Genomic DNA, 26,624 nt, shown 5'->3' with positions numbered 1-26,624 from the left:
TCTACACCAAGGGCAGGACTCACCCACCCAGCAGGGATCGCCACCAGCATGCCGCACTCTCCGGACCTTGTGCTACCCGATGCTGAGCTCGATATTCACCGCGACAGGCGCCGTGCCATCGCCGTCTATGTGGGTAGCGTGCTGTTGATGCTGGTGGTGATCGGTACCCTGATGCTCGAACAGTATCGTCGTGATACCCGGGCCGCCGAGGAGCGCACCGCGGCCCGGGCCGACCTGGTGGCGGAGTGGGTGACCAGCACCTTCTCCGCCAGCGAGGTACTGCTGGCCAGCGTGGCGGCACGGATCGAGGACGAGGCCCCCGCCGAGCTGGGGGGCTGGCTGACCGCCCTGGGCGACGAATTCCCCTTCCTCGACAAGATCAGCGTGCTGGATAGCCAGGGGCGAGTCCTGGTCTCCTCCAGCGACACCTACCCGCCGGGCTATGCCCTGGGCGGGCTGCCCTACCACCGCGACCTGCTGCAGGCGCCTGTGGGTGAACGGCTGGTCACGCCGCTGTTCTGGTCCCACTTCGTCGAGGAGTTTCGGGTGGTGCACGCCCAGCGCCTGGCCGGTGGGGGCATCGTCAGCGCCGAGCTCGAGCTCTCCGCCTTCTCCCGCGCCCTGGATCGCCTGGGCATGGCGGCGGGGCAGAGCACCGCCATCATCGACACCCAGATGCAGCTGATCGCCCGGCGTCCCGTCTTCGGTGGCGAGGATCCCCTCGAGGTGCTGGGCGAGCAGATCTCGGAGCCCCTGACCCGCGCCTTCATCGATAGCGGGCTGCAGCGGGACAGCTTTCGTACCGCCTCGCCCCTGGACGGCGAGGAGCGCTATTACACCATGCGTCGCGTCGGCGAGCTGCCCTTCGTGGCGGTGATCGGCGAGGAGGTGTCGACGGTGCTCACGGGCTGGATGCACCGGCTATGGCTGCGCCTGGTGATCGCCGCCACGGTGATCGGCCTGGGTGGCCTGGTGCTGCGTCACTACCTCAACCGGCTGCGGCTGGAGGCCGAGGTACGCCAGCGCGTCGCCGAGCGGGAGCAGGCGCGCCACGAGAGCCAGTCCCGCGAGGCGCGGCTGCAGGCGCTGGTGGGCTCGATCCAGGACATGATCTTCGTGTTCGACGGCACGGGTCGCTTCGTCTTCGTGCATGCGCCCGACCCCGGCGAGCTGCTGCTCGACTCGCGCGAGCTCATCGGGCGCCACTATCGCGAGGCGCTGCCGGGAACGCTCGCCGACCAGCTCACCGCGGCCTTCGCGGAGCTGCGCGAGGGTGGCGGGCCGGTGGAGGTCGACTACCGGTTGGAGATCCACGGCGAAGGGCGGCACTTTCGTTCGGTGCTGAGCACCCTGGGCACCGGCGGACCGGACACCGGCGGCGCCCTGGCGGTGGTGCGCGATGTCACCGAGGAGCGTGCCACCGAGGCGCAGCTACGGATCGCCGCCACCGCCTTCGAGACCCACCTGGGGATGCTGATCACCGATGCCGAGGGCGCCATCCTGCGCGTCAACGACACCTTCACTCGCATCACCGGCTACGCCGAGGAGGAGGTGCTGGGCAGGAATCCGCGGCTGCTCAGCTCCGGGCTGCATGATGACGCCTTCTATGCGGGGCTGTGGGACAGCGTTGCGCGCCACGGCAGCTGGCAGGGCGAGATCTGGAACCGTCGGCGCAACGGCGAGGTGTTCCCCGAGTGGCTGACCATCAGCGCGGTGCGCAATGCCGAGGTCGAGCTGACCCACTACGTGGCCACCTTCAGCGACCTCACCGAGCGCAAGGCGGCCGAGCAGGAGATCCACCAGCTGGCGTTCTTCGACTCCCTGACCGGGCTGCCCAACCGTCGCCTGCTCATGGACCGCCTGGAGGGGGTGCTGCGTGACAGCTACCGCAACGGTCGCTTCGGTGCGCTGATGTTCCTGGATCTCGACAACTTCAAGCAGGTCAACGACACCCTGGGCCACCACAGCGGGGACCAGCTGCTGCGTTCGGTGGCCAGGCGGCTGGGTGCGGTGGTCCGCGACACCGATACCCTGGCCCGCCTGGGTGGCGACGAGTTCGCGCTGCTGCTCCATGATCTTGGCGAGCGTCCCGAGGCGGTGGCGGTGATCGCCGAGCGGGTGGCGCACAAGCTGCTGTCGGCCCTGCAGGCCCCCGTGTTGCTGGGCGGTGAACGCCTGACGGTGACCGGCAGCCTGGGCATCACCCTGTGCCGCGACCACGAGACCAGCCTCGACGAGGTACTCCAGCAGGCCGACATGGCGCTGTTCCAGGCCAAGGGGGCGGGGCGCAACACGCTGAGCTTCTTCGACCCCGAGATGCAGGTCCGCCTGCAGGCACGGGCTCGCCTGGAGGCGGACCTGCGTCAGGCGCTGCCGCGGGAGGAGTTCCACCTCCACTACCAGCCCCAGGTCACGGCCTCGGGCGAGATCCTCGGCGTCGAGGCCCTGCTGCGCTGGCAGCACCCCCGGCGGGGAATCGTCTCGCCCGGGGAGTTCATCCCCCTGGCCGAGGAGAACCGCCTGATCGTGGCCATCGGCGCCTGGGTGCTGGAGAGCGCTTGCCGGCAGTTGGCCGCCTGGGCCGCCGACCCCGCCAGGCGCCACCTGACGCTGGCGGTGAACGTGAGCCCGCGCCAGTTCCGCGAGGCCGATTTCGTCGAGCGGGTGGTGGCCATCCTCGACGCCACCCGGGCGCCGGCCGAGCGCCTCAAGCTGGAGGTCACCGAGAGCCTGTTCCTGGAGGAGCGCGACCAGGCGCGGGCCAAGATGCTGCGCCTGCGCGAGCGCGGCGTGCGCTTCTCCCTGGACGACTTCGGCACCGGCTACTCGTCGCTGGCCTACCTCAAGCGCCTGCCCCTGGACCAGCTCAAGATCGACCAGAGCTTCGTGCGCGACCTGCTCGGCGACGAGACCTCGGCGGCCATCGTGGCCAGCATCATCGCCCTGGCACGTAGCCTGGAACTGGAGGTGATCGCCGAGGGGGTCGAGACCGAGGGGCAGCGCGACTGGCTGATCGCCCATGGCTGCCAGGCCTTCCAGGGTTACCTGTTCAGCCGCCCGCTGCCGCTTGAGCAGATTCCTCTGTCGCGTATCGCTTGATATGAGTCAACGTGGTTCGAATCTGTCCGCAGCGGGGGGGCGTTGCGCTGGCCAGGTCGGCGCTTCCGTCCTATAGCAAGAGAGGCACTCACCCTTGGCGGATGCGAGAGAGGACACGATGACCATGGCTACCCCACGCCTTATCCGGCGCTATCTGCGCCTGCTGCCCGTTGCCCTTCTGGGCCTGTCGATCGGCCTCGCCCAGGCCCAGAACGTCGCCGACGAGGAGCGACTCTATGGCGGCCCGATCCTCAGCCAGCAGGAGCGCGACCAGTTCCAGCAGCAGATGCGCGAGGCCCGCACCCTGGAGGAGCGTCAGCGCATCCAGGCCGAGCACCAGCGCTTCATGCGCCAGCGCGCCGGAGAGCGCGGCTTCGACCCCGACGGCATCTACGGTTTCCCGATGATGAACCAGCAGCAGCGCCGCGATTACCACCAGCGCATGCAGGGTGCTGGCTCCGATGCCGAGCGCCAGCGCTTACGCCAGGAACACCGCCGGCAGATGCGTCAGCAGATCCTGCATCAGCGGCGCGGCCAGGGTGGTGGCCAGGGCGGCGGTGGCCGGATGATGAACCAGGGCGGCGGTGGGGGACGCGGCTGAGTCGACGTGCGCTTCTGACGCCAGCGTCCCCTTCCTGACCACGCGCGAGGCGGCCCCACGGGGCCGCCTCCTTCGTTCTGGCTCGGGCCCGTCACCCCTTCAGGTGCTGGCGGGCCTCCTCGGCGCTCTCGTAGATGTGCGGCGGGACGGCGCGCGCCTCCAGGGCGTGGCCGAGCTTGCGGCGCATGAAGCCACTGGTGGTGTAGCGGGTCACCCGGGTGTAGAAGCGCTGCTCGAGGCCGCGCACCATCTCGGTGTAGGGGGCGAGCAGGGCGTCGTCGATGCGGCAGTGGTCGTAGTTGACGATGGCCTGGACCCGGCGGCCCAGCGGGACGAGGCGATGCTCGACCTCCTGTTCGATGGCGTCGATGTCCTCCGGGGAGGCGACGCGCAGGTGCTCGAAGTTGATGAAGAGGATGCCTGCCTCCTCGTCGAGGCTGAAGCGCTGCGCCAGGGGCCGGTCGAGCAGCTCCTCGGCGAGCCCCATGGGCGCCTCGCGGAAGATCCGCGCGTCCATCAGCCGGGGTGGCGCGGGCATCCGCGGGGTGAAGGCCATCAGCGCCAGGACGTCGCGCTCCAGGTCGACCCCCGGGGCGATCTCGGTGAGGACGAGGCCCTGCGGGGTGAGCTCGAACACCGCCCGTTCGGTGACATAGCAGACCGGCTTGCCGTCCGCGGCGGCCAGGGTCCCGCTGAAGGTGCGGTGTTCCACCTCGGCGACGAACTTGCCCTGGCCGACCGGGGGCGACTCGAGCCGTCCGTCGACGATGGCAAGCGTCTCCTTGGTGGCCACGAAGGTGCCCATGAACACCACCTTGCGGGCGTTCTGGCTGATGTTGATGAAGCCGCCGGCGCCGGCCAGCCGGGGGCCGAAGCGCGAGACGTTGACGTGGCCCGCGCCATCCACCTGGGCCATGCCCAGGAAGGCGATGTCGAGGCCGCCGCCGTCGTAGAAGTCGAACTGCGCCGGCTGGTCGATGATCGCCTGGGTGTTCAGCGCCGCGCCGAAGTCGAGCCCGCCGGCCGGCAGCCCGCCGATCACCCCGGGCTCGGCGGTCAGGGTCAGGTGCTCGAGCAGGCGCTCCTCGCTTGCCACCGCGCCCACGCCCTCGGGCATGCCGATCCCCAGGTTGACCACGCTGTTGGGCCTGAGCTCGAAGGCCGCGCGCCGGGCGATGATCTTGCGGGCCGAGAGCGGCAGCGGCTCGGGGCTCGCCATGGGCGCGCGGATCTCACCGGAGAAGGCCGGGTTGTAGGCGGTGCGGAAGGTCTGCCAGTGGTGCGCGGGATCCTCGCAGACCACCACGCAGTCGACCAGGATGCCGGGGATCTTGACGTCCTTGGGGTGCAGGGTGCCGTGCTCGGCGAGGCGCTCCACCTGCACGATCACCACGCCCCCGGAGTTGCGCACCGCCGTGGCGATGGCCAGCGCCTCCAGGGTCAGGGCCTCGCGTTCCATGCTGACGTTGCCCAGGGTGTCGGCGGTGGTGCCGCGCAGCAGCGCCACCTGCAGCGGCAGGGCCCGATAGAAGAGGTACTCCTGGCCGTCGATGGGCAGCAGCGAGACGCGCTCCTCGTGGGTGACGTCGTTGATCCGGCCGCCACCCAGGCGCGGGTCGACGAAGGTGCCCAGGCCGACGCGGGTGAGGGTGCCCGGCTTGCCGGCGGCGATGTCGCGGAAGAGGTGCGAGATCACCCCCTGGGGCAGGTTCCAGGCCTGGATGCGCCCCTCGATGGCGAGCTTCTGCAGTGCGGGCACCAGCCCCCAGTGGCCCCCGATCACCTTCGCCACCAGCCCCTCGTGGCCCAGATGGTTGAGCCCGCGTTCCTTGCCGTCGCCCTGGCCGGCGGCATACATCAGGGTCAGGTCGCGGGGCTCGCCGGTCTCCAGGAAGCGCTCCTCGAGGGCCACGGCGAGCCCCTCGGCGAAGCCGATGCCGACGAAGCCGCCGGTCGCCAGGGCATCGCCGTCACGGATCAGGTTCACGGCCTCGCGGGCGGAGACCACCTTGCCCTTCGCGGTGAAGGGCTGGCGGGAGAGCAGAGGGTGCGGCATGGCGGGCGTCCTGGTGAGGGTGCTTGTGATTGTTTCTTGTGGTGGCCCCTTCACGGTAGCACGCGTCCCGGTGGCCGGCAGGGCTTGCCAGGCAGGGGAGAAGTGTCGAATACTGTTCATATTTACAGTGTTCAAGGGAGAGGCCCATGATGTCGCCGCTGACCACTACTGCCCGGGTAATCGGCCGCGCCGTGCCGCTCCCCGGCGAGGCGGCCCAGCCGCTGATGGGGTGCCGGGTGCGGGCGGGTTTTCCCAGCCCGGCCGACGATCACCTCGAGGGGGAGATCAACCTCCACGAGCACGTGGTGAAGCGCCCGGCGGCGACCTACTTCGTGCGCGCCGAGGGCGACTCCATGCTCGGCGACGGCATCCACGACGGCGACCTGCTGGTGGTGGACCGCAGCCTGGAGCCGCTGCCCGGCCGGGTGGTGGTGATCGCCCTGGAGGGGGAACCCACCATCAAGCGCCTGGCGCGGCGCGGCGGCGAGGTGTGGCTGGTGGCCAGCAACCCGCGCTTCGCGCCGATCCCCCTGGCCGGGCGCGAGTGCCACGTGTGGGGCGTGGTGACCCATGTGCTGCATGCGCTGCCGGGAGGCGAGCGGTGATCGCCCTGGTCGACGGCAACAGCTTCTATGTCAGCTGCGAGCGGGTCTTCGATCCGCGCCTGGAGGGGCGAGCGGTGGGCGTGCTCTCCAATAACGACGGCTGCGTGGTGGCGCGCTCCCACGAGCTCAAGGCGCTGGGCGTGGCCATGGGCGCGCCGCTGCACCTGCTGCCGCCGGCCGTGCGCCGCCAGGCGGTGCTGCTCTCCAGCAACTACGCCCTCTACGGCGACATGTCGCGGCGGGTCAACCAGGTGCTGGCGGAGTTTTCACCCGACGTAGAGCCCTACTCCATCGACGAGAGCTTCGTGGGCTTCGCCGGCGTTGCCGATGGCGAGCTCGAGCCGCGCTGCCGGGAGCTGCGCGACACCGTCGGTCGCTGGACCGGCATCCCCGTGGGCGTGGGGCTGGCGCCCACCCGCACCCTGGCCAAGCTGGCCAACCGCCTGGCCAAGGGCGAGCCCGCCTTCGAGGGGGTGTGCCGCCTCGATGCCGAGGGTGAGGCCACTCGCCGGGTGCTCGAGGCCTGTCCGGTGGATGACCTGTGGGGCGTGGCGCGACGCAGCGCCGAGCGGCTGGCGCTGATGGGCATCGAGACCGCCTGGCAGCTGCGCCAGGCCGATCCATGCTGGGTGCGCAGCCGCTTCTCGGTGGTGATGGAGCGCATGGTCTGGGAGCTGCGCGGGCGGCCGGCCATCGCCCTCGATGACATGAGCGAGCCGCGCCGGCGGCTGCTGGTGTCGCGCTCCTTCGGGCGGCTCACCGGCGAGTACGCCGAACTCGCCGCGGCGATGCGCCAGCACTGTGCCCGCGCCGGCGAGAAGCTGCGCCGCCAGGACAGCCTGGCCCAGGCCGTGCAGGTGTTCGTGCGCACCAACCCCTTCCTGGCCGGCGAGCCCCAGTACCGCAACGCCGCAGTGGTGGCGCTGCCGTCACCCAGCGCCGACAGCCGCGAGCTGCTGGCGGCGGCGAGCCGCGCCCTGGCGGCGATCTATCTGGAGGGCTACCGCTACCAGAAGTGTGGGGTGATGCTGCTCGATCTGGTGGATGCCGAGCGGCGCCAGGCCTCGCTGCTCGAGACGCCCGAGGACGATGCGCGTCGCGCGCGCAGCCAGCGGCTGATGGCGACCCTGGACCGGCTCAACCGCGAGATGGGGCGCGACACGGTGCGCTTCGGCCTGCCACGGCGCGACAACGCCTGGAGGCTGCGCTGCGAGCGCCGCACGCCGCGCTACACCACCCGCTGGGATGAGTTGATGCGGGTCAAGACGGGACGATAATTAACAGAAGCGTCAAGCAATGGTACCGCGCTTCGCGCTCCTACTTGGCTACACTGGTGGCTTCACGGTGCGGCCGGGTGTCGTGCTGGCGAATCATCGACAGGAGAAGAGCGCATGCGAATGAAGGGCAAGAACGTCATTGTCACCGGCGGCGCCAGCGGCATCGGCCTGGCCAGCGTGGAGCGCTGCCTGGAGGAGGGAGCCAGCGCGGTGATCGCCGACCTCGAGGGGGGCGAGGGCGCGGCCCGGGCGGCGGAGCTGGATGGCCGGCATGCCGGCCGCTGTCTGTTCAAGGCGTGTGACGTCACCGATACCGCCCAGGTCGACCGCCTGTTCGCGGAGACCGTGGCCGAGCTCGGCAGCGTGGATGCGGTGTTCAACAATGCCGGCATCGGTGGTGTTACCCCCTCCGACGAGGTGAGCGACGACGAATACCTGCGCATCATCGACATCAACCTCAACGGGGTCTTTCGCGTGGCGCGGGCGGCGCTGCGGGTGATGTATCGCCAGGGCAGCGGCAGCATCGTCAACTGCGCCTCGATCCTCGGCATGATGGGCCAATCGCAGACCGCCGCCTACACTGCGGCCAAGGGCGGGGTGGTCAACTTGACCCGCACCCTGGGCATCGAGGCGGCACCCAAGGGGGTTCGGGTCAACGCCATCGGGCCGGGCTACATCGATACCCCGCTGCTCCAGGCGCTGGACGACGAGCTGCTGCAAGGGCTGATATCGCTGCACCCGATGGCGCGCCTGGGCCGCCCCGAGGAGGTCGCCAACGGCTTCCTGTTCCTGGCCAGCGACGAGGCGAGCTTCGTCACCGGCACCACCCTGATGGTCGACGGCGGCTTCACCGCCGGCAAGTCCTGACCCTCACTCCGCCGCCTGGCCGGTCCAGGCGGCGGGGGGGCGCCAGCTGACGCACCAGCCGGGGATCTCCGCCGCCGGCATGGGGCGGGCGATGCCGTAGCCCTGGCCCAGCTCGCAGCCCAGGCTCAGCAGCAGCTGGCCGTGGTCCAGGGTCTCCACGCCTTCGGCGATCACCTGGCGCTCGAAGGCCTCGGCCAGCCCCAGTACACCGGTGAGAATCTTGATGTCTTCGGGGGCGTCGAGGATGTCACACACGAAGCTCTGGTCGATCTTGACCGTGCCCGCCGGCAGCCGCTTGAGATAGGTCAGCGACGAGTAGCCGGTGCCGAAGTCATCCAGCGAGACCTGCACGCCGAGGCGCCGGCACGCCTCCAGCAGCTCGCTGATCAGCGCCAGGTCGCCCAGGGCACTGGTCTCGAGGATCTCCAGCTCCAGGCTGCCGGCGGGCAGGCTCGGCTGTTCGGCGAGCAACGCCGCCAGTCGCGCGGGAAGCTCGCGCTGGCGCAGGTGGCGGGCCGCCATGTTGACGCTGACCGGCAACGCCAGGCCCTCGCGTCGCCAGGCGGCGACCTGGCTCAGGGCGCGGCGAATCACCCACTCCCCCAGCGCCTCGGTGAGGGCGTGCTCCTCGATGATGGGCAGGAACTGGCCCGGGGCGAGCAGGCCGCGCTCGGGATGGGCCCAGCGGATCAGCGCCTCGGCGCCGATCACCTCGCCCGAGCGCATGTTGACCTTGGGCTGGTAGTGGAGCACGAACTCCTCCTTCTCCAGGGCTTGCTGCAGGCGCTCCAGGCTTTCGTGGTGGCTGCGCACCGATCGGTCATGCTCCGGGTCGAACAGGTGGTAGCGCCCCTTGCCGGCGAGCTTGGCCTGGTACATGGCCTGGTCGGCCTGGCGCAGCAACTGGTCGGCCTCGACGCTCTCCGCCTGGGGATAGAAGGTCACCCCCAGGCTGGCACTGACCTCGAGACGCTGGCCTTCATACCACACCGGCTGGGCGGCGGCCTCGAGCAGGCGGCGCAGCAGGGGGGTGGCGAGCTGGATGTCGGCGAGGTCGATCAGCACGGCGACGAACTCATCGCCGCCCAGGCGCGACAGGGTATCCCCTTCGCGCACCGCCTCACGCAGTCGTTTCGCCAGGGTCACCAGCAGGTGGTCTCCGGCGGCGTGGCCGAAGCGGTCATTGATCGACTTGAAGCCATCGAGGTCCAGGTAGATCACGGCCAGGGAGCGGTCGAGGCGCTGCTCGTGGGCCATGGCCTGGCCCAGACGGTCGGCGAGCAGCACTCGGTTGGGCAGCCCGGTGAGGGCGTCGTAGTGGGCCAGGTACTCCAGCTGACGCTCGTGCTCCTTGATCAGGGTGATATCGCTGGAGATGCCCAGCAGGCCGATGATCTCCTCGCCGTCGCGGATCGGCGTCTTGATCTCCAGGAAGACGCGCCGATTGCCCTCGGCGTCGCGGGTGACCACCTCCTCGGTAGTCGACTCGCCGGCCAGCGCGCGGCGATCCAGTGCGTTGAGCCTGGCCGCGGTGTCGGTGCTGAAGAAGAGGGGGTCCTCGCTGCCGACCAACGACTCGGCGTCGCAGCCGAACAGCTCGAGGGTGGCGCGGTTGGCATAGGTATAGCGACACTCCCGATCCTTCATGTAGATGTAGGAGCCGACGTGGTCGAGGGCCTCGCGGAAGCGCCGGCTCTCGAGGTGCGCGGCGTGCAGGGCGAGCTCCGCCTGCTTGCGTTCGGTGATGTTGGTGATCACGCCGTACCAGGTGATGGCGCCGTCGGCCTCGGCGTGGGGCAGGGCATCGCCGAATACCCACTGCAGCCTGCCATCCGGGAGGCGCACCCGGTACTCCTGGCGCCAGGGGGTCAGGGTCTCGCCGGAGAGGGCGATGGAGGCCACCACGGCGTCGCGGTCGTCGGGGTGGATGGCAGCGAACACCACGGTGGCGTCATCCTGCACCTGCTCCGGCGACACGCCATAGACATGTCGCATGCCGTCGCTGGCGTAGGGGAAGTGCGAATGCCCGCCGGGCTCGAGGCGGAATTCATAGACCACGCCGGGGATGCGCGCGGCGATGGTCCTCAGGCGGTCGACGGCCCGCTCCAACTGGGCCTCGCGCTGGCGAATGGTCTGGGTCAGTGCCTGGGTCATGGCCAGGGCGCGGGCCCGGGTGCCCTGCAGCGAGGCGATCAGGGCGCAGAGCAGGAAGGTGAGGGCCAGGCCGCCGGCCAGGCGCCACCCGGCGGCGGTGAGGTCGACCGCGGCGCCGGGCGCACGGTGGCGGAAGGTCAGCCGCCAGGTCTGGCCGGCAATATCGATGTGTCGGACCTGCTGAAAGGGCGAAGCGGGGGCGGGCTCGGGGTCGCTCGCGTAGAGCAGCGCTCCCCGGGCGTCGCCCTGGCTCTGGTGGATGCTCAGCGTCAGCGGCTGGCCGTCGCTCCAGTCATGACCACCGAGGATGCCGGCCATCAGGTCATACATGCGGTAGGGCATATAGACCCAGCCGAGCAGGGCTTGCCGCCGTGCGGCGATGCTCGTCCGGGGCATCTCGCGGTGATAGACGGGCAGGTACATGAGGGTGGCCGGCTGCGGCTCGCCCGCCTCGGTGACCAGCGCGACCCGCCCGCTCAGGGCCGCCTGGCCGGTGTCCCGGGCCCGCGCCATGGCGGCGCGCCGCGTGGGGTCGGCGAACATGTCGTAGCCCAGGGCGTGCCGGTTGCGGCCGCTGAAGGGCTCGATGAAGTGCACCGGACCATAGGCCTCGCGTTCACCGGCAGGGGTGATGGCGTAGTCGCCCCGACCCTCGGCGCGCACCGCTGCCATATGGGCGGGGAGCCGCTCGGCGGGCACATGGCGGGCGAAGCCGAGCCCCTCGATATTGTCCAGTAGCGCCGAGGCCTGCAGGCCCTCGACGAAGGTGCGCCACTCGCCACGGTCCACCGTCTCCGAGGCGTCGAACAGCGTGGAGGCGCCGCGCAGGATCAGCGCATAGGCGGCCAGGCGCTCCTCGATACGCAGGGTGACCTGGTCGGCGCTGAAGGCGAGCCGCTGCATCGCCTCGACCTCGGCATCACGGCGCGCCTGCTGTGCGGTGGCCAGCGACAGCATCACCCCGACCAGGGCGATCAGCCAGAGCCAGCCGGGGAAACGAAGGGGGAAGGGGCGTGCCATGCCGATGGAGTGACTCCTGCGCGTCGGTCCGTCAGGAGCAGCATACCGGCTCGGCCGAGCGGCGTCGCCGGGGACGGGGCGCTTCGGGGCCGCAGATGCGAGGCCTGGATGTCCAGGGCGCTCTTGTTGTGAATGGGAGGGCAGACACGAAAAACCCGCCACGGGGGCGGGTTGGTAGCCTAGCAGAAGCCTTAGTGCATCGTGGTGGGCTTGGCAGCAATGGCTTGGGTGACGCCATGTTTACCCAAGGCATCCGGGACGATGCGCAGTAGGCCGTTCTCGGTCAGTTCGCGGGTCACTTCCTGGTAGGCGCGTCGCCTCGGGCCTTGGGTTTCAGAGGGCTCATGGCTGACAAACACTGTGTCGAGCGGCGCTTGCCCGCTAGCTTCGAGCCGCTTCATGCGCATTAGCCACTTATCACCCTTCTCGATGATCCTGCTCGTCTCTTCCAGGTCGAAGCTGATGGGCTTCACCGCCTGGCGAGGCCTGCCAGCCACCTGCCAGACCAAGGGGAATCTCACCTGGAGCAGGTCGTTGCCCAGGGTGATTTCGTTATACTGCCGGTCCGTGAACCCGCGCAACCATTGAGCAACACGGCTGGTCATGCGGGTTTCAAGGTTCTCGTGCTGACTGAAGTCGTGGTGCACGTAACGCATGAACAGCTCCTCCAGTGCCTGGCGCGGATCCTCCGTGGCGACAGTGCCGGGCTGGCTGAACCGGAACATGGTCTCCCGCGGCGCGACCAGGTGCTGGAACATACGGCGCTGCATGGTGGCATCTTCTGCATGAGCATTGGCCAACTTAACCACTCGGCGAAGCTCCTCCAGGAACTCTCGGCGGGCGCGAGTGAAGACTTCGGTGGGCAGCTTGTCGAAGAAGTGGGTGATGCGCTGTCGCTGTCGTGTCTCGCATCGCTGCAGGAACTGGCCATCGTTACAGAGCATGACGATGCCCAGGTTGGCAAACTCACCTGTCTCTGGGTAAGGCTGGAAGCGCAGCACCGCATAGTTGCAGATGATGGTGCTCATATGTCTCTCCAGAAGGTCGGCTCATGCAGCCGCTGCAGCCGGGCGTGACGATCAGCTAGCGTAGGGGTCACCTCGGTTGAATCGTCTTCCGGGTCCCAATAGACCCATTCGTCTGGCAAAAGATCGACGATGCTATCCCAGTCGGCCAGTGCGGTGTCAAATGCGCTCGAGAGTCGAGCCTGCACCTCCAAGTCGCGGAGTGCCTGGCGCTGGCCACAGAAGACGTGCAGATCGAAATCACCGATGCCAATGAGAGGGTCGAAAGCCAGGTTGTGATCGATCACGACCAGGTCACCAGCTTCGTCGACCAATAGGTTCACATTACCACTCTGCTCGGTCAGATAACGATCTTCGTTGCTGACCCATATATCGAACAGTAGCACACGCATCTGCAGCTCGGTGGACACCTCCTTCACTTGGTCGAAAGTCAGCTCTCGGCAGTACGGGATTACTTTGGACGCGAAGGCGAGCCCGCCCGACAAGTCGCTGGCGCCTTCGAGTGTACTGAACTCCAGCATGCCTTCAGGAAATCTCATCAGCGCATAGTCGGCGACTGGCAAACCACAGCGCCGCCCAAGCTCCGCGCAAAGCAGCTCGGCAATGAGGGCTTGTCTGCCTGCACCATCCACGCCCTTGACCACATACATATCACCCTGGGCATCACGCACGAAGAAAGGCTTGAGCGTGCCCTGAGATGAACGGTGGGAGATCTCGGCGGCTTCCACGGTGCGTGGGCAAGGCATTACGAGTTCCTTCTCAGTCAAACACTTCCATCAGAACACCCGGCCGGCTATGTGCGTGTGGGCGGGATCAGGCTTGATCTTGGACCCCTTCGTAATCTCGCGGGTGAATTCGCCCATCGCGGTGGCGATCACCCTGCCGAGTGTCACCTATTTGTCACCTATGGAAATCCGGTGTGGGGAGGCGGGGTAGTTGTATATATAAGTTATTGATACTAAATAGTCTCTGGTGCCGCAAAGCGGAGTCGAACCGCTGACCTACGCATTACGAGTGCGTTGCTCTACCAACTGAGCTATTGCGGCCTGGCAGGCATGGTAGCGCCGGCGGGGCGCCGCGGCTAGCCCTCGCCGTCGCGCAGCCGGGTCAGCCCCTCCTGAGCGGTGGAGGCCACCAGGCGGCCGTGGCGGTCGTAGATGCTGCCGCGAGCGAAGCCACGAGAGCCGCCGCTCCAGGGGCTGTCCATGTCGTAGAGCAGCCACTCGTCGACGCGCACGTCGTGGTGGAGCCACAGGGCATGGTCGAGGCTGGCGATCTGCAGCTTGGGGTCGCGGAACTCGATGCCATGGGGGACCAGGGCGGTGGTCAGCAGGTTGAAGTCGGAGCTGTAGGCCAGCAGGCTGCGGTGCGTTGCGGGGTCATCGGGTAGCTCGCCGACCAGGCGGAACCAGACGCGCTTGCGGGCCGGCTGGCCGGTGTCACACTCCTCGCCGTCGCGCAGGAACTCGATGGGGTGGTTATCGAAGCGCGCCAGCCGGGCGCCATCCGCGATCAGGCGCTCCGGTGACGACACCCCCGGCATCGCGGTCTGGTGGGCGAGGCCCTCCTCCTCGCCGTGGAAGGAGGCGCTGCAGAAGAAGATCGGCCGCCCCTTCTGGATGGCGGTGACCCGGCGGGTGGTGAAGCTGCCGCCGTCGCGAATGGTGTCCACCTGATAGACTACCGGGCGGTGGGGGTCGCCCGGACGCAGGAAGTAGCCGTGCAGCGAATGGGCGCGGCGCTCTACGGGGACGGTCTGGCTGGCCGCTGAGAGCGCCTGGCCCAGCACCTGGCCGCCGAACAGCTGCGGCAGGCCGAGGTCCTGGCTGGTGCCGCGGAACAGGGTCTCCTCGAGGGGCTCGAGGGCCAGCAGGTTCACCAGGTCGTTCAGGGCATCGGGCATGGGGCTCTCCTGGGCGGCGGCCATGGCCACCATTCATACGGTTGTTTCAAGCCAGTCTACACGGAGTCGACGGCGGTGCGCAGCGATGAATTCTACATGCATCGGGCCCTGGATCAGGCCCGCCTGGGGCTTGCCGCCGGCGAAGTGCCGGTGGGGGCGGTAGTGGTCGATGCCGCCGGCGAGATCATCGGCGTGGGCTACAACGCCCCGGTGGCCGGCCATGATCCCAGCGCCCACGCCGAGATCCGGGCCCTGCGCGATGCCGGTGCGCGGCTCGGCAACTACCGTCTCGATGACTGCACCCTCTACGTGACCCTGGAGCCCTGCCTGATGTGCACCGGGGCGATCATCCACGCCCGGCTGGCCAGGCTGGTCTATGGCGCCGCCGAGCCCCGCAGCGGCATGGTGGAGTCGAAGGCCAACCTCTTCGCCCAGCCCTGGTACAACCACCATGTGGCGGTGCAGGGCGGGGTGCTGGCAGCGCGTGCGTCGCGCCTGCTCCGGGAGTTCTTCGCCGCGCGTCGCCAGGCGTGAGCCTCAGCGCGGCAGGCGCGCGGGCTCGGCTTCCTCGGCCCGGGCATTGAGCCGCGGGAATTCACGCCGGCTGCGGTCGACGTAGCTGAGTATCTCGTGATAGCGGCGGATGTTGCGCACATAGATCACCGGCTCGCCGCCCCGGGCATAGCCGTGGCGGGTCTGGCTGTGCCATTCGCGCTCCTGCAGCAGCGGCAGTGATTCACGCACGTCGGCCCAGCGGTCCGGATCATCCCCGCGCTGCTCGGTGATCCGGCGCGCATCGTAGAGGTGGCCGAGACCGACGTTGTAGGCCGCCATGGCCATGTAGAGGCGGTCGTCGCCCTGGATCGACTCGGGCAGGCGCTCGTGCAGCTGGCGCAGGTAGCGGGCGCCGCCATGGATGCTCTGGGCCGGGTCGAGGCGGTCGGCGACGCCCAGGTCGCCGGCGGTGGCGTTGGTCAGCATCATCAGCCCCCGCACCCCGGTGGGGGAGGTGGCCAGGGGGTCCCAGTGCGACTCCTGGTAGCCCACCGCGGCCAGCAGCTTCCAGTCGAAGTCCGACGCTCGGGCGGCCTCTCGGAACAGCTCGGTGTAGTCGGGGAGGCGCTCTTCGACGTGGTCGAGGAAGGTGCGCGTCCCGACATACTCCAGGTAGTCGTCGTGGCCGAAGTAGCGAGCCACCAGGGCGTCGAGCTCGCCGGCGTCGTGCAGTTCGGAGATGAAGCGATTGGCGGCCTCGACCAGCGCCAGGCTGCGTTCGGCGGGGAAGGCCCAGGCCATGGAGAGGGGGTCGCCGAGCAGGAAGCCGCGCTCCACGCCGGGGAAGAACAGCCGGTTGAGGCGGAACTGGTGATCGAAGAGCACCGCCGCGTCGAGTTCACCGTCCTCCACCTGGCCGAGCAGCTCGGCGACCTCCACCTCGGCGGAAGCCGCCCAACGCAGTTCCGGATAGTCGGCCTGAAGCTCGCTCAATACCCGTCCGGTGCCGGCGCCGCCGATGGTGCCGATGGAAAGGCCCGGCAGGTCGTCGGTGGCCTCCACGGGGGGCAGGCCACGGCGATAGACCACCACCGGCTGCAGCTCGATGATCGGTCGACTGAAGACCACACCCGGCAGGTCGGGCTCCAGGGGCAGCGACGCGGCGGCCATGTCGCCCTCCTGGCGAACCGCGGCGAGGGCACTGGCGATATGGTGATCGGCTTGGATGGTCAGGCTGACCCCCAGCTGTCCGGCGAAGCGGCGCACCAGTTCATACTCGAAGCCGGTGGGGCCCTCACGCCCCTCGTAGTAGGTGGTGGGGGTGTTGCGGGTGTGCACGCTGAGCAGCTCCCGGGCGAGGATCGTCTCGAGCTGGCCCCGCTCGCCGGAGCGCGGGAGTTCGGGGACCAGGCACAGGGCGAGGGTCGCCAGCAGGGCGAGAGCACCACGCCTCGGGGAAGCGTTCGGAGTCTGGATCATGCGGTGACGGGCTGCGATGAGGCCCTCCACGATACCCAGCCCGGCCGTGGCTGTCATGTGCTGGATTTCTCGCTACCTGCGCTTTCCAGTATCATGTGCGCTCGTTGCCGCAGGCCGCGGCTCCCGATCGTGAAGACTCTCAGAGGCTCCTGGATATGCTCGAACTGCGCGGCGCCCCCGCCCTCTCCGCCTTCCGTCATGCCAAGCTGCTGGCCGCCCTGCGCGACGGCGTGGGTGACGTCGCCTCGCTGACGGCGGAGTACGTGCACTTCGTCGACCACGCGGGCGAGCTGTCCGGCGAGGCCCTGGCCGTGCTGGAGCAGCTGCTCGACTACGGGGTCGAGCCCCGGGACGAGGATGTCCGCGAGGGCCAGCTGTTCCTGGTGGTGCCGCGTATCGGCACCCAGTCGCCCTGGTCCTCCAAGGCCACCGATATCGCCCACAACTGCGGGCTGTCCCAGGTGCGGCGCATCGAGCGTGGCATCGCCTACCGGGTCAGGCTCAAGGGCATGCTCTCCGAGAAGGCCTTCGCGCGGATCATCGCCGCCCTCCACGACCGCATGACCGAGACGGTGCTCACCGACTCAAGCGACGCGGCGAAGCTGTTCGCCCATCACGAGCCGGCGCCGCTGGGCAGTGTCGACCTTCTCGCAGGGGGGCGCGAGGCGCTGGTCACCGCCAACGCCGAGCTGGGCCTGGCCCTGGCGGATGACGAGATCGACTACCTGGTCGACGCCTTCCGCGACCTGGGGCGCAATCCCACGGACGTCGAGCTGATGATGTTCGCCCAGGCCAACTCCGAGCACTGTCGCCACAAGATCTTCAACGCCGACTGGGTCATCGACGGCGAGGCCCAGAGCCACTCGCTGTTCAAGATGATCAAGAACACCTATCAGGCCTCGCCGGACGACATCCTCTCCGCCTACAGCGACAACGCGGCGGTGATCCGCGGCAGCGAGGCGCCGCGCTTCTTCCCGGCATCGCTCACCGGCAAGGACGGCGAGCGCGCCGTCTATGGCAGTGCCCGGGAGCCGATCCAGATCCTGATGAAGGTGGAGACCCACAACCACCCGACGGCCATCGCGCCGCACCCGGGGGCGGCCACCGGCGCCGGCGGCGAGATCCGCGACGAGGGCGCCACCGGGATCGGCGGCAAGCCCAAGGCGGGACTCAGCGGCTTCACCGTCTCCAACCTGCGCATCCCCGAGTTCGTGCAGCCCTGGGAGGCCTTCGACTACGGCAAGCCCGAGCGCATCGTCTCGGCGCTTTCGATCATGCTCGAGGGCCCCATCGGCGGCGCGGCCTTCAACAATGAATTCGGCCGGCCCAACCTCACCGGCTACTTCCGTACCTACGAGCAGGAGGCGCTGGGCGCCAATGGCATCGAGCGCCGCGGCTTCCACAAGCCGATCATGATCGCCGGCGGCTACGGCAACGTCCGCGACGGCCACGTGCAGAAGGGCGAGATTCCGGTGGGTGGCAAGCTCATCGTGATGGGTGGCCCCGCCATGCTGATCGGCCTGGGGGGTGGTGCGGCCTCCTCCATGGCCTCCGGCGCCTCCAGCGCCGACCTGGATTTCGCCTCGGTGCAGCGCGGCAACCCCGAGATCGAGCGCCGCGCCCAGGAGGTGATCGACCGCTGCTGGGCCCTGGGCGAGGCCAACCCGATCCGCTTTATCCACGATGTGGGCGCCGGCGGCCTCTCCAACGCGCTGCCGGAGCTGGTCAAGGATGGCGAGCGCGGCGGCCGGTTCGACCTGCGCGCGGTGCCCAACGCCGAGCCGGGCATGAGCCCGCTGGAGATCTGGTGCAACGAGGCCCAGGAGCGCTATGTGCTGGCGGTGGCGCCCGAGGATCTCGAGACCTTCGATGCGCTATGCGCCCGGGAGCGCTGCCCCTACGCGGTGGTCGGCGAGGCCATTGATGCCCACCACCTGGCGGTGCGTGACGGCCACTTCGAGAGCCAGCCCGTCGACCTGCCGATGAGCGTGCTGTTCGGCAAGCCGCCGAAGATGACCCGCGACTTCCAGCGCCAGGCCAACGAGATGTCGGCGGTGATGCTCGATAACCTCGACCTGCGCGAGGCCATGGACCGGGTGCTGCGCCTGCCCACCGTGGCCTCCAAGAGCTTCCTGATCACCATCGGCGACCGTTCCATCACCGGCCAGGTGGCCCGCGACCAGATGGTCGGCCCCTGGCAGGTGCCGGTGGCCGACGTGGCGGTGACCACGGCCAGCTTCGACACCCACGCCGGCGAGGCCATGGCCATGGGCGAGCGTCCGCCGGTGGCGCTGATCGACCCGGCCGCCAGCGCTCGCCTGGCGGTGGCCGAGGCGATCACCAACCTGGCGGCGGCGCCCATCGACAAGCTCTCCGACATCAAGCTCTCCGCCAACTGGATGAGTGCGGCGGACCACCCCGGCGAGAACCAGGCGCTGTACGACGCCGTCCACGCCGTGGGCATGGAGCTCTGCCCTCAGCTTGGCATCGCCGTGCCGGTGGGCAAGGACTCGATGTCCATGCGCACCGCCTGGCAGGCGGAGAATGCCAAGGGTGAGGTCGAGGAGAAGAGCGTCACCTCGCCGCTCTCCCTGGTGATCACCGGCTTCGCCCCGGTCACCGATGCCATGCGCACCCTGACGCCCCAGATCAACCTGGAGCAGGACGAGTCCGACCTGATCCTGATCGACCTGGGCGGCGGCCGCAATCGCCTGGGCGGCTCGGCCCTGGCCCAGGTCTACGGCCAGGTCGGCGACGAGGCCCCGGACCTGGATGACCCTGAGGACCTCAAGGCGTTCTTCGCGGTGATCCAGGGACTCAACGCCGAGGGCAAGCTGCTGGCCTACCACGACCGCAGCGACGGCGGCCTGCTGGTGACCCTGCTGGAGATGGCCTTCGCCGCCCACGCCGGCCTCGAGATCAAGCTCGACTGGCTGGTGGATGAGCCGGTGGAGGCCTTCAATGCGCTGTTCGCCGAGGAACTGGGCGCGGTGATCCAGGTGAACCGCGAATACACCGAGGAGGTGCTGGCCCAGTTTGCCGCCGCCGGCCTCGAGACCTGCGGGGTCATCGCCCGGCCGCGCTACGACGACCAGGTGCGCGTCACCCTCTTCGAGGAGCCGCTGCTCGAGACCACCCGGCTGCGCGCCCAGCGCACCTGGGCCGAGACCAGCTATCGCCTGCAGGCGCTGCGCGACAACCCCGAGTGTGCCAAGAGCGAGTTCGATGGTCTGCTAGACGACCGCGACCCGGGGCTCTCCGCCACGCCGACCTTCGATGTCGATGAGGATATCGCCGCCCCCTACCTGAACCTGGCCCGCCCGGCGGTGGCGGTGCTGCGCGAGCAGGGCGTCAACGGTCAGGTGGAGATGGCCTGGGCCTTCGACCGCGCCGGCTTCGAGGCGGTGGACGTGCACATGAGCGATATCCTCGCAGGGCGTGTCGACCTCGAGGCGTTCAAGGGGCTGGTGGCCTGCGGCGGTTTCTCCTACGGCGACGTGCTGGGGGCCGGTGGCGGCTGGGCCAAGTCGGTGCTGTTCAACGCCCGCGCCCGGGAGCAGTTCGCGGCCTTCTTCGCGCGCGACGACAGCTTCTCGCTGGGGGTGTGCAATGGCTGCCAGATGTTCTCCCAGCTCAAGGAACTGATTCCCGGCGCCGAGGCCTGGCCGCGCTTCGTGCGCAACGAGTCCGAGCAGTTCGAGGCCCGTGTGGCCATGGTCCAGGTGGAGGAGAGTCCCTCGATCCTGCTGGCCGGCATGCAGGGCTCGCGGCTGCCCATCGCCGTGGCCCACGGCGAGGGCCGTGCCGAGTTCCGCGACAGCGCCCACCTGCGCGGGATGCAGGGCAGCGGCGAGGTGGCCCTGCGCTATGTGGACAACTACGGCCAGGTCACCACCCGCTATCCGGCCAATCCCAACGGCTCGCCCTCCGGGATCACCGGCCTGACCACCCCCGACGGCAGGGTCACCATCATGATGCCCCATCCGGAGCGGGTGGTGCGCGCGGTGACCAATTCCTGGCGCCCGGCGGAGTGGACGCAGGACGGTGCCTGGCAGCGGCTGTTCCGCAATGCCAGGGCCTGGGTGAAATAAGGCTGGCTGGGCTGAGGGCTCCCGTGTTGTCTCGTGACCCTGCACAGAAGGCGGCCTCCGGGCCGCCTTCGGCGTCTGCGGCCCCGGCGTTGCGCCCCTACCAGCGGGAGGCGGTGCGCCGGGTCATCGAGCACTTCCGCGCCAGCGACGATCCCGCCGTGGTGGTGCTGCCCACCGGTAGCGGCAAGTCGCTGGTGATCGCCGAACTGGCGCGCCTGGCCCGGGGGCGGGTGCTGGTGCTGGCCCACGTGCGCGAGCTGGTGGAGCAGAACCATGCCAAGTACCAGGCCTATGGCCTCTCGGCCGATATCTTCAGCGCCGGCCTTAAGCGCAAGGAGAGCGACCGCCAGGTGGTGTTCGGCTCGGTGCAATCGGTGGTGCGGGGCCTGGAGCGCTTCGACGATGGCGACTTCACCCTGCTGGTGATCGACGAGTGTCACCGTGTCTCCCCCGCCGAGGATGCCAGCTACCGCCGGGTGATCGAGGGGCTGCGCCGGGCCAACCCGCGCCTCAAGGTGCTGGGGCTGACCGCAACGCCCTACCGGCTGGGGCAGGGCTTCATCTATCACCGCCACCACCATGGCATGGTGCGCGGCGAGGCCGACGTCTTCTTCCGGGAGTGCGTCTTCGAGCAGCCGCTACGCCTGATGGTCAAGCAGGGCTATCTCGCCGAGCCGAGGCGCATCGATGCGGCGGTGGAGAGGTATGACTTCTCGGCGCTGGTGCCCTCGAGCCGTGGCCTGTTCCGGGAGGAGGAGCTCAACCGGGTGGCGGCGGGCAATCGTGCCACCCCGGGCATCATCGCCGAGGTGGTCGAGCGTGCCCGGGATCGTCGGGGGGTGATGCTCTTCGCGGCAAGCGTGGCCCACGCCGAGGAGGTCCTCGGCTACCTGCCGGCGGCCGAGGCGGCGTTGATCACCGGCGAGACCCCCTCCGCGGAGCGCGAGCGGCTCATCGCCGCCTTCAAGGCCCGCGAGCTCAAGTACCTGGTCAACGTGGCGGTGCTGACCACCGGCTTCGATGCCCCCCATGTGGACCTGATCGCCATCCTGCGTCCCACCGAGTCGGTGAGCCTCTACCAGCAGATCGTCGGCCGCGGCCTGCGCCTCGCGCCGGGCAAGCGCGACTGCCTGATCCTCGACTACGCCGGCAATCCCTGGGATCTCTACGCGCCCGAGGTGGGCTCGCCCCGGCCCGACAGCGACAGCGAGCCGGTGCAGGTGGAGTGCCCCGACTGCGGCCATGCCAACCTGTTCTGGGGCAAGCGCGACGGTGATGTGGTGATCGAGCACTTCGGGAGGCGGTGCCAGGGGCTGGTGCTTTCTAGTCGCGCCCGCCCCCGCGCGAAAAGCGAAAAATCAACGCCGACGATGCCGGCGATGGAGCAGTGTTCGTTTCGCTTTCGCTTCAAGGTGTGCGGCGACTGTGGCGCCGAGAACGATATCTCCGCCCGGCGCTGCCACGGCTGTGAGGCCCTGTTGGTGGACGCCGACGACAAGCTCAAGGAGGCGCTGCGCCTGCGCGACGCCCGGGTGTTGCGGGTGGCCGGGATGCAGCTCGAGGCCACCGTCAACGGCCGGGGCCTGCCGCGGTTGAAGGTGACCTACCATGACGAGGATGGCACGACGCTGGCGGAGTGGTTCGCCCTGGAGACCCCGGCGCAACGCACCGCCTTCGCCGCGGTCTTCCTGCGTCAGCACCTGCGGGCGCCGGGGGTCCCCTTCCGGCCCACCACGCCCGAGGAGGTGCTCGCCGAACAGCATCGGCTACGCCATCCGGATTTCGTGGTGGGGCGCAAGGTGGGACGCCACTGGCAGGTGCGCGAGAAACTCTTCGACTATACCGGGCGCTATCGCCGCGCGGATGAGGCGGGGTAGGGGCGGCCGGCGTTCACGGGAGCCGGCCCCACGCGGTGAGGATCACGGCGCCTCAGGGGCGCGGGTCGTCGCCGTCGTCGTCCCTGTCACTCGGCGCCTGCTGCTCCTGGAGGTAGCGGTCACGGTGGGCGCTGGAGCAGAACCATTCGCCCTTGTCGCGCTGGGCCTCGCCCTCCGGCACATGCACCTGGCACCAGGCGCAGCGCACCATCCGGTCGCCCCGGGTGCCCTCGCGGTCGTCCTCCAGCAGCTCTTCACGGTCCAGTTTCCACGCTCGGTACATGCGGTAGAGCTTGAGGCCGGCCAGGAACAGCACGGCGAAGATGATCAGGCGAATTATCAAGAGGTTCATCCGGGTGGCTCCCAGGTGGGGTGGTCGGCTTTGCCAGTCGGCCGCCCATGCGGGACAATGAGGGCATACATCGATTCTCGAGAGATTTCCAAGCCCATGCAAGACCTGACGCTGGTGATGGCTCAGCTGGACCCTCTGGTAGGGGACATTCCCGGCAACACCGATCGCGCCATCGAGGCGGTGCGCGAGGCGCGCATCGAGCATGGCGCCGATATCGTGGTGCTCCCCGAGCTGTTCCTGACCGGCTACCCGCCGGAGGACCTGCTGCTGCGCCCTTCCATGGAGACTCGCCTGCGCGCGGCGCGTACTCGCATGGCGGAGAAGGTGGTACGCGACGTGATGGTGATCGTCGGCTACCCCGGCCGCCGCGAGGGACGCCTCTGGAACCTGGCCGGTGCGCTCTATAACGGCGAATGGCTGGGCGAGTACGCCAAGCAGTTGCTGCCCAACTACGAGGTGTTCGACGAGCAGCGCTATTTCGCGCGTGGCAACACGCCGCTGGTGATCGAGCACCGGGGCGCGAAGCTGGGCCTGCTGATCTGCGAGGATCTCTGGGAGGAGGCGCCGGCGCGCCAGGCGAAGGCGGCCGGCGCCGAGATCCTGATCAGCCTCAATGCCTCGCCCTTCCACCAGGACAAGCCCGCCGAGCGGCTGCGTCTGCTGGAGGAGCGCGCCGCGGCGGTGGAGCTGCCTATCGTCTACGTCAACCAGATCGGCGGCCAGGACGAGCTGGTATTCGACGGCGGCTCCGCCTGCGTGGATGCCGCCGGTGAGCTGATGCTCCAGGCGCCCCACTGGGCGGTGGGGGTGATGCCGGTGCAGTTCATCCACCAGCAGGGCCGCTGGGTGCCCCAGCCCGGTGAGACCGAGCCCGACGTCGCGCCGGAGGAGAACCTCTACTGCGCGCTGGTCACCGGGCTGCGCGACTACGTCAACAAGAGCGGCTTCGAAGGGGTGGTGCTGGGGCTCTCTGGGGGCATCGACTCGGCACTGTCGCTGGCCATCGCGGTGGATGCCCTGGGCCCCCAGCGGGTGCAGGCGGTGATGATGCCCTACCACTACACCGCGGACATCTCGAAGGAGGATGCCGCGAAGCAGGCTGACATGCTCGGCGTGCACCATGAGGTGATGCCCATCGAGCCCATGGTGGAGGCGTTCATGGCGACGCTGGCCGGGGCCTTCGAGGGGACGGCGCGGGATACCACCGAGGAGAACCTGCAGTCGCGCTGTCGCGGCGTGCTGCTGATGGCGCTCTCCAACAAGAAGGGCCTGATGGTGCTCACCACCGGCAACAAGAGCGAGATGGCGGTGGGTTACGCCACGCTCTATGGCGACATGGTGGGCGGCTACAACGCCATCAAGGATGTCTACAAGACCTGGGTCTACCGCCTGGCCCGCTGGCGCAACACCCAGTCGCCGGCGATCCCCGAGCGGGTGATCGAGCGGCCGCCCTCTGCGGAGCTGGCCCCGGACCAGCAGGACAGCGACTCACTGCCCGACTACGACACCCTGGACGCCATCCTGGTGCGCTACATCGAGGGCGACATGAGCGCCGAGGCGATCATCGAGGCCGGCTTCGACCACGACGACGTCTATCGGGTGGTGAAGCTGGTGGACCGCTGCGAGTACAAGCGCCGCCAGGCGCCGGTGGGGGTGCGGGTGACCCGCCGTGGCTTCGGCCGCGACCGCCGCTACCCCATCGTCAACGGCTGGCAGCCGGGGGAGTAGCAGCAGCCAAGCCGCCAGCCTCAAGCGGCCAAGCCGTGAGGTAGACCACCGACATCCCATCGGGCCAGCCTGGTGGGGTGTTTCTTTTTCTGCGGGCTGTCCCAGGCGCCATCTGGTCACCAGACCCTCAGGCTGTGTGGCGGCGCCAGGTATTGCGGCCGGCCTGCTTGGCACGGTACATCGCCGCGTCGGCGGCCTCGAGCAGTTCGGGTCCGTCGTCACCATCCTCGGGGTAGCAGGCGATGCCCACGGAGACGCCGATGCGGATCTCGTGCCCGTCGAGGGCAAAGGGGGCGGTGAGGGCGCCGATCAGCTTGTCTGCCACGCGGATGGCGCCCCGGTCGTCGTCGAGTGGCAGCAGCACGGTAACGAACTCATCACCGCCCAGCCGGGCCAGGAAGTCGGCCTCCCGCAGCGCCGCGCGCAGGCGCTGGGTCACGGCCCGCAGCAGGTCATCGCCGGCGGCATGGCCGAGGCTGTCGTTGACCTCCTTGAAGTGATCCAGGTCCAGGAACAGCACCGCCAGGCCGGTCTCCTCCCGGCGTGCCAGGCGCAGCCCCTGGGCCAGGTGCTGCTCCAGGTGGAGGCGGTTGGGTAGTCCGGTCAGTTCGTCGTGCAGGGCGCGGTGCTGGACCTCCTCTTCGGCGGCCTTCTGGGCGGTGATGTCATTGAAGATATGGATATGACGCCGTGGCAGCCCCTGCTCGTCGCGTACCGTGCTGATGGTCTGCAGGGCGGTGAGGATGCCGCCATCGGCGCGGCGATAGCGGATTTCGCCCTGCCAGGCATCCCCCCTGGCCAGGGCTTCACTGCCCGCATCCAGCGTCTCGGAAGTATCGCCATGGTCGGCGACCAGCGCCATCAGCGCCTTCCCCTGGGTCGCCTCGGGTGAGTACCCCAGCAGCCGGGTGAAGGCCGGGTTGACGTCGAGCAGGTGCTGGTCGGCGTCGGTGATGGCGATCGCCTCGTGGGCATGCCGGAAGACGCTGGCCGCCTGGCGCAGCTCCTCGTCGGTCTCGGCCAGCCGCTGCGCCTGCCTGGCTACCCGGGTGAGCAGTGGCGCCAGGGCGCGGCTGACGATGGCGGTGCCGAGCAGGGCCAGCAGGCCCACCGCGACCAGGGGCCACAGCAGCTGGTCCCAGACGGCGTGCAGGATATCGGTATCGGGTATCGCGACCCGCAGCTCCCAGCCGGGGGTCTCGAGGGGCACACGATAGATGGCCTGATGAGGCTCGCTGCGCGCCGGGTCGACGGGGGCGAGGCTGGCTCCCGACACGGTGGCGGTCAGCTGCAGTCCGCTTTCCTGCTCGACCAGCACCTGGCGCACGTTGGGGCCGAAGCGCCGGCCATCCTCGAGCAGGGCGGCGAGCCGTTCGGTGCTGAAGACCAGGATGTCGCGACCGATGGGCTGGCCCTGCTGTCCGGCAATCGTCAGGCACGTCTGCAGCAGCGAAGGACTCTCCTGTACCAGGATGACCCGGCAGGCGGCGGCATCGCCGTCCTCGGCGAGTGCCGGGCGCGTCGCGGCTGGCGGGGGCGTGCCCAGTTGTGCGACCGCCTCATCTGCCGGGCCCAGGCGCAGTATCCCCCGGATGTCGCCGATCTCGTCGAGGGCATCGGCCAGCCGGGGTTCGGTAAAGCGTCGCAGCGCCGGCAGCGAGACCTCTCCCAGGGCGTACTGCTCCAGGCGCGTGCGGATCTCGCTGCGGCTGGTGAGCTGGCGGGCGATATCGACGTAGCGGGTCAGCTCGTGATGCAGGGCCGCCGCCTGAGCTTCTGCCCCGAGGCGAGTGGTCTCCTCGACGCCGTCGCGGGCGGCCAGGTAGAAGGGCAGGGCGGTGGCGAGTCCGGCCAGCAGGCCGGTGATCAGGATGCCCAGGGCGGCCAGTATCCGGATGTGCCGGTGCATCCGGCGGATTCGCTGAGTGACGCGCGACGGGTCGCCTGGACTCATGGGTGGCCTATCGGTCGGAGGAGTCGTGATGCACTATCTGA

General features: G+C 69.1%; 17 protein-coding genes and 1 tRNA gene. 9 read left to right on the top strand and 9 right to left on the bottom strand.

The features are described 5' to 3' along the window. Nucleotides 1–48: 48 nt before the first annotated feature. On the top strand, nucleotides 49–3,099 hold the full coding sequence (locus tag RAN53_RS13525) for an EAL domain-containing protein (protein ID WP_305797342.1): 3,051 nt from the start codon (nucleotides 49–51) through the stop codon (nucleotides 3,097–3,099). A 124-nt stretch (nucleotides 3,100–3,223) separates the two neighbouring features. Then, nucleotides 3,224–3,700 carry a hypothetical protein gene (locus tag RAN53_RS13520; RefSeq protein ID WP_305797341.1) on the top strand — a complete coding sequence of 159 codons (477 nt, stop codon included), beginning with the start codon at nucleotides 3,224–3,226 and terminating at the stop codon, nucleotides 3,698–3,700. 91 nt (nucleotides 3,701–3,791) lie between these two features. On the opposite strand, the gene RAN53_RS13515 is transcribed toward RAN53_RS13520, so the two are convergent. Beyond that, nucleotides 3,792–5,756 carry an acyl CoA:acetate/3-ketoacid CoA transferase gene (locus tag RAN53_RS13515; RefSeq protein WP_305797340.1) on the bottom strand — a complete coding sequence of 655 codons (1,965 nt, stop codon included), beginning with the start codon at nucleotides 5,754–5,756 and terminating at the stop codon, nucleotides 3,792–3,794. Nucleotides 5,757–5,902: 146 nt separating this feature from the next. On the opposite strand from RAN53_RS13515, the gene RAN53_RS13510 reads away from it, so the two are divergent. The 3 genes from RAN53_RS13510 to RAN53_RS13500 all read left to right on the top strand — a co-directional run bounded on the left by RAN53_RS13510 (nucleotide 5,903) and on the right by RAN53_RS13500 (nucleotide 8,505). Next, nucleotides 5,903–6,361, top strand: coding sequence for a LexA family protein (locus RAN53_RS13510; protein WP_305797339.1), 459 nt, complete (start codon nucleotides 5,903–5,905; stop codon nucleotides 6,359–6,361). Continuing rightward, nucleotides 6,358–7,638, top strand: a complete 1,281-nt coding sequence (locus RAN53_RS13505; RefSeq protein ID WP_305797338.1) for a Y-family DNA polymerase — start codon at nucleotides 6,358–6,360, stop codon at nucleotides 7,636–7,638. The genes RAN53_RS13510 and RAN53_RS13505 overlap by 4 nt, the downstream gene beginning before the upstream one ends. Nucleotides 7,639–7,752: 114 nt before the next feature. Beyond that, nucleotides 7,753–8,505 (top strand): SDR family NAD(P)-dependent oxidoreductase, encoded by a 753-nt coding sequence (locus RAN53_RS13500; RefSeq protein ID WP_305797337.1) that lies wholly within the window; start codon nucleotides 7,753–7,755, stop codon nucleotides 8,503–8,505. A gap of 3 nt (nucleotides 8,506–8,508) precedes the next feature. Here RAN53_RS13500 and RAN53_RS13495 read toward each other — a convergent pair whose 3' ends face one another. The 5 genes from RAN53_RS13495 to RAN53_RS13475 all read right to left on the bottom strand — a co-directional run bounded on the left by RAN53_RS13495 (nucleotide 8,509) and on the right by RAN53_RS13475 (nucleotide 14,607). Continuing rightward, the gene (locus tag RAN53_RS13495; RefSeq protein ID WP_305797336.1) at nucleotides 8,509–11,679 is read right to left on the bottom strand and encodes an EAL domain-containing protein; all 3,171 of its coding nucleotides are present in this window, start codon (nucleotides 11,677–11,679) and stop codon (nucleotides 8,509–8,511) included. A gap of 191 nt (nucleotides 11,680–11,870) precedes the next feature. After that, nucleotides 11,871–12,707 (bottom strand): DUF3037 domain-containing protein, encoded by an 837-nt coding sequence (locus RAN53_RS13490; protein WP_305797335.1) that lies wholly within the window; start codon nucleotides 12,705–12,707, stop codon nucleotides 11,871–11,873. Beyond that, entirely contained in the window at nucleotides 12,704–13,450 is a 747-nt protein-coding gene (locus RAN53_RS13485; RefSeq protein ID WP_305797334.1) for a HipA family kinase, read from the bottom strand. Before RAN53_RS13485 ends, RAN53_RS13490 begins: the two co-directional genes overlap by 4 nt. Before the next feature lie 224 nt (nucleotides 13,451–13,674). Further along, nucleotides 13,675–13,750, bottom strand: a tRNA-Thr gene (locus RAN53_RS13480). Between the two features lie 35 nt (nucleotides 13,751–13,785). Then, a complete protein-coding gene (locus RAN53_RS13475; protein ID WP_305797333.1) occupies nucleotides 13,786–14,607 on the bottom strand; it encodes an acyl-CoA thioesterase in 822 nt (273 codons plus the stop codon). A gap of 75 nt (nucleotides 14,608–14,682) precedes the next feature. On the opposite strand from RAN53_RS13475, the gene tadA reads away from it, so the two are divergent. Next, nucleotides 14,683–15,141, top strand: coding sequence for a tRNA adenosine(34) deaminase TadA (gene tadA, locus RAN53_RS13470; RefSeq protein ID WP_305797332.1), 459 nt, complete (start codon nucleotides 14,683–14,685; stop codon nucleotides 15,139–15,141). 3 nt (nucleotides 15,142–15,144) lie between these two features. Here the strand turns inward: tadA and mltF are convergent, their stop codons facing one another. Continuing rightward, nucleotides 15,145–16,581, bottom strand: a complete 1,437-nt coding sequence (mltF, locus tag RAN53_RS13465; protein WP_305797453.1) for a membrane-bound lytic murein transglycosylase MltF — start codon at nucleotides 16,579–16,581, stop codon at nucleotides 15,145–15,147. Nucleotides 16,582–16,736: 155 nt separating this feature from the next. Here mltF and purL point away from each other — a divergent pair, with 155 nt between their 5' ends. Together purL and RAN53_RS13455 are read left to right on the top strand one after the other, a co-directional pair. Continuing rightward, nucleotides 16,737–20,672 (top strand): phosphoribosylformylglycinamidine synthase, encoded by a 3,936-nt coding sequence (gene purL / locus RAN53_RS13460; protein WP_305797331.1) that lies wholly within the window; start codon nucleotides 16,737–16,739, stop codon nucleotides 20,670–20,672. 23 nt (nucleotides 20,673–20,695) lie between these two features. Beyond that, nucleotides 20,696–22,549: a DEAD/DEAH box helicase gene (locus RAN53_RS13455; RefSeq protein WP_305797330.1), complete on the top strand. Its 1,854-nt coding sequence runs from the start codon at nucleotides 20,696–20,698 to the stop codon at nucleotides 22,547–22,549. Nucleotides 22,550–22,601: 52 nt separating this feature from the next. On the opposite strand, the gene RAN53_RS13450 is transcribed toward RAN53_RS13455, so the two are convergent. Then, complete coding sequence (locus tag RAN53_RS13450; protein WP_305797329.1) at nucleotides 22,602–22,901, bottom strand: PP0621 family protein; 300 nt, start codon at nucleotides 22,899–22,901, stop codon at nucleotides 22,602–22,604. Nucleotides 22,902–22,997: 96 nt separating this feature from the next. On the opposite strand from RAN53_RS13450, the gene RAN53_RS13445 reads away from it, so the two are divergent. After that, nucleotides 22,998–24,629, top strand: a complete 1,632-nt coding sequence (locus RAN53_RS13445; RefSeq protein ID WP_305797328.1) for an NAD+ synthase — start codon at nucleotides 22,998–23,000, stop codon at nucleotides 24,627–24,629. Between the two features lie 127 nt (nucleotides 24,630–24,756). Here the strand turns inward: RAN53_RS13445 and RAN53_RS13440 are convergent, their stop codons facing one another. Continuing rightward, on the bottom strand, nucleotides 24,757–26,538 hold the full coding sequence (locus RAN53_RS13440; protein ID WP_305797327.1) for a sensor domain-containing diguanylate cyclase: 1,782 nt from the start codon (nucleotides 26,536–26,538) through the stop codon (nucleotides 24,757–24,759). Between the last annotated feature and the right edge of the window lie 86 nt (nucleotides 26,539–26,624).

Source organism: Halomonas sp. SSL-5, from assembly GCF_030708455.1.
GTDB lineage: Bacteria > Pseudomonadota > Gammaproteobacteria > Pseudomonadales > Halomonadaceae > Halomonas.
Note: the sequence above shows the minus strand (reverse complement) of the source record. Positions and strands in the feature narration are given on the sequence as shown.